The sequence below is a fragment of the Streptomyces alkaliterrae genome (genome assembly GCF_007097205.2).
In the GTDB taxonomy this organism is placed as follows: Bacteria; Actinomycetota; Actinomycetes; order Streptomycetales; family Streptomycetaceae; genus Streptomyces; species Streptomyces alkaliterrae.
This window is the reverse complement of record NZ_VJYK02000442.1, coordinates 1-3,271: the sequence shown is the minus strand read 5'-3', so window position 1 is coordinate 3,271 and position 3,271 is coordinate 1. Positions and strand designations below refer to the sequence as shown.

Sequence of the window (3,271 nt, the reverse complement as noted above, 5' to 3'; positions counted from 1 at the left end):
CGTCAGCCCCGCTCGGACCGAGCGACAGGCCGTGGTCGGCGACGACCCGTTCGGCGGAGCAACCACGGTAGCCCGACGAAGCTCTCCAGCCACCCGGATTCAGTCCGGGGCGGCATCACCCTCAGAGTTCTCAGGTACCGCTTCCGGCAGGCCGCGGGCACAGTGGGGCTGCTCTGCGCGAAACGGAAAGACGGGGAGCTCTGGGGAATGTCGGTAACCATTTACACACGCAGTGTCTGGGCCCCATACGTGCGGGAGAGGGACAGGAGCCAGGCGGCCGCCCCGCCGCGAGCCTCCGGCAACGCCTGGGAACCATGGCGAGGTGGGGTGTTCCTGCACTACCGCGGGGGAGGCCTGTTCGCCGGTGAGCTGAACGACGAGGAAGACTGCAGGAAGGATGTCGCCAAGGTCTTCCACAAGAGTCTCGACGGGGACTACGGCGGCGACATGATGTACAACTTCCTCGTCTGCCCGCACGGGCATGTCTACCAGGGGAGGGGGTACGAGCGGGCAGAGGCGAACGCCCCCGGCTATGTGGATCTCAGCCGTTCCGAGTCCGTGGGGCGCAACACGGGGTTCTACTCGATCTGCGGGCTGCTCCGCGGAAGCGAGATGCCAACCGAGGAGATGCTCCGCTCGATCCGTTCTCTCATCGCGCACCTTCGGGACAACGCTCCCTCGGGGAGGCGTGCGGGAACCTTCATCTTCCCGCACTCCCACGACTACGACACCGACTGCCCCGGCAACCTGCTGCCGTATGCCCGCACCGGATCGTCGGTCGACCCGGCCGTGGACTGGAACGGCTCGCTGCGCATCGACCCCAACGTCCTGGCCGCGCAGCAGTGGGTGAACCGCACCTACGAAGGCGTCGCGGGGTACACCCGCTGTGAGGAGAACGGCCGGACCGGCTGGGACACCGTGCTCGCACTCACCCAGGGGCTCCAACACGAACTGGGGATATCGCCGACCGTACGCAACTTCGGCCCCGGCACCTTCGCAGCGGTCCGGGAACGCCACACCACTCCCGCCAACGAGCGGAACGGCAACATCGTCCGCCTCTACAACTGGGCGTTGTGGTGTAAGGGGTACTGGGCCTCCACGGAGGAGTCCGCGCACATCTGGTTGCCGCGGTCCCAGTCCTCCCTGGAGCAGTTGCAGCGAGACATGGGCCTCGGCGAATCCACCGTGAGCGCCTACATCTGGGCGCACATGACCAAGGCGCTCTTCCAGATGCAGCAGTTCAAGACCGTACCTGGTGGCGACCTCTCGATCCGCGCCATCCAGCAGCGGCTGAACTCCCGCTATCTGCGACGCATTCCGGCCATGGAGATGGTTCCGTGCGACGGCATCTACTCACGCGGGGTCCAGAAGGGCCTGATGATGTCCGTCCAGTTCGAGCTGGACCTGGCCCCCGCCAGCATCACGGGGTACTTCGGCCCGTCGACCCAGGCGGGCCTGCGCGGGAAGGGGTCGGGAAAGCTGCTCGGCGACTTCCGCTACCTGTTCCGCGCGGCCTGCTACCTCAACTCCCCGACCTACAACGGAGACAGCGCGGTCCGGTACAACGTCTCCGATCTGCACACGGACGCGGAGACCACCAGTCACACCGGCTGGCTCCGGGCGTTCCAGCGTTTCTCGCAGATTCCCCAGACCGGCACCAACGACTACACGACCTGGGCGCAGTTGCTCGTCTCCTCCGGTGACACCAGCCGTCCGGCCACGGCCTGCGACTGCATCACCGAGATCACCGCGGCACGCGGCCGGGCGCTCAAGGACGCCGGGTACGAGATCGTCGGTCGCTACCTCGACGAGCACCTGCCCCCGGAGAGTCCCTACTACCTGGACAAAGCCCTGAAACCGGGCGAGTTGCAGAACATCTTCGCGGCCGGGCTGCGGATGTATCCCATCTTCCAGTACAACGGCACCCAGCTGGCGAACTTCGACTACGGGAGAGGCTTCGACCAGGGCGGTATCGCCCACGACAAGTCGGTCGAGTTCGGCCTTCCGGCCGGCACCTGCATCTACTTCGCGGTGGACTACGACGCGCAGGACTGGGAGATCGACAGCAACATCCTCCCGTACTTCAACGGCGTCCGGCAGGCGCTGAGCCAGAAGGGCGGACGCTACACGTTCGGGGTCTACGGCTCGCGCAACGTCTGTACCAGGGTCTCCGCGGAGGCGCAGGCGCGCTGGTCGTTCGTGTCCGGCATGTCCTGGGGCTTCTCCGGGAACCTCGGCTTCCCGCTGCCGAAGAACTGGTCCTTCAACCAGATCAGGGAGTACACGTTCCAGCCGGGCTGGGGCCTTGACCACAACATCTGGCGCGAGGACAGCGACCCCGGAGTGTCCCGTGTCGTCTCGTGACCCTGAACGCAGAGTGAGGAACCTCCCGTGATTTCGCGACGGAAACTGCTGGGTACCGCTGCGGGCGCCACGGCACTCGCCGCGCTCCCCGGCGTACTGCTCCCCCCGACCGCGGCGGCCCGGAGCCGACAGCAGTGGCGGGGGGACCGCTCGGAGAACGGCTGGTCGATCCGCCCCTCGGAGATACGGGATTTCCACATCTCCGGGGCAGGCGGGCTGAAGGCCCGCCTGCATCCTCTGGCCGCGCCGGTACTCCTGCACATCGCCCGCCGGTGGCACTACGAGGTACTGCCGCTCGACGAGGGTGGGGAGAAGGTCCTCGGCCACACGGCCGACCGCGAGGTGGGCGCGCCCTTCGAGTCGAACCACCTCTCCGGCTCGGCGATCGCCCTGCGTCCCGCGGCGTTCCCGCTCAGCGGCACCGAACCGCTGTGGCCGCACCAGGACACGATCGTGCGTGACATCCTTCTGGACTGCGCGGGCACCGTGGTGTGGGGCGGTGACCTGACCCCGACCAAGATCTCGCACTTCCACCTCGCGGTACGGCCGGGTGACAGGAAGCTGGCCCGCGTTGCCGCCGCGCTGGACCCGGCCACCCGGGAGGCGGCTCCGGAGGCGCCACCCCAGGCGGGTGCCGGCGCCGACCCGGCCACCCCGGGCCGGCGAGCCAGGGCCCGCGGCCTCCAGCGGGCCCAGCAGGGCTGAGAACTCGTCGCACGGTGTCCGGCCCGGTGGGGGCACCGGGCCGGACACCGCTCGCACCGCGGACGTGCCGACCGGGCGAGCAGCCCGGCGGTGTGCGGTGCGGCGCCGGACACGGCAACCGGCCGGACACCGGCGGAACCGCGGGACTCCGGCCGGATCGCCCGGTGCTGCCTCGGGCGGGGGAGGGGCCGTATCGTTGAGG

2 protein-coding genes are annotated in these 3,271 nt (G+C 68.6%); both read left to right on the top strand.

Annotated features, from left to right (window positions below; translation table 11 throughout):
* Positions 1-327: 327 nt before the first annotated feature.
* A complete protein-coding gene (locus FNX44_RS25285; protein ID WP_323369665.1) occupies positions 328-2,364 on the top strand; it encodes a glycoside hydrolase domain-containing protein in 2,037 nt (678 codons plus the stop codon).
* Between the two features lie 27 nt (positions 2,365-2,391).
* A complete protein-coding gene (locus FNX44_RS25280; RefSeq protein ID WP_143651311.1) occupies positions 2,392-3,069 on the top strand; it encodes a hypothetical protein in 678 nt (225 codons plus the stop codon).
* Positions 3,070-3,271: the final 202 nt, after the last annotated feature.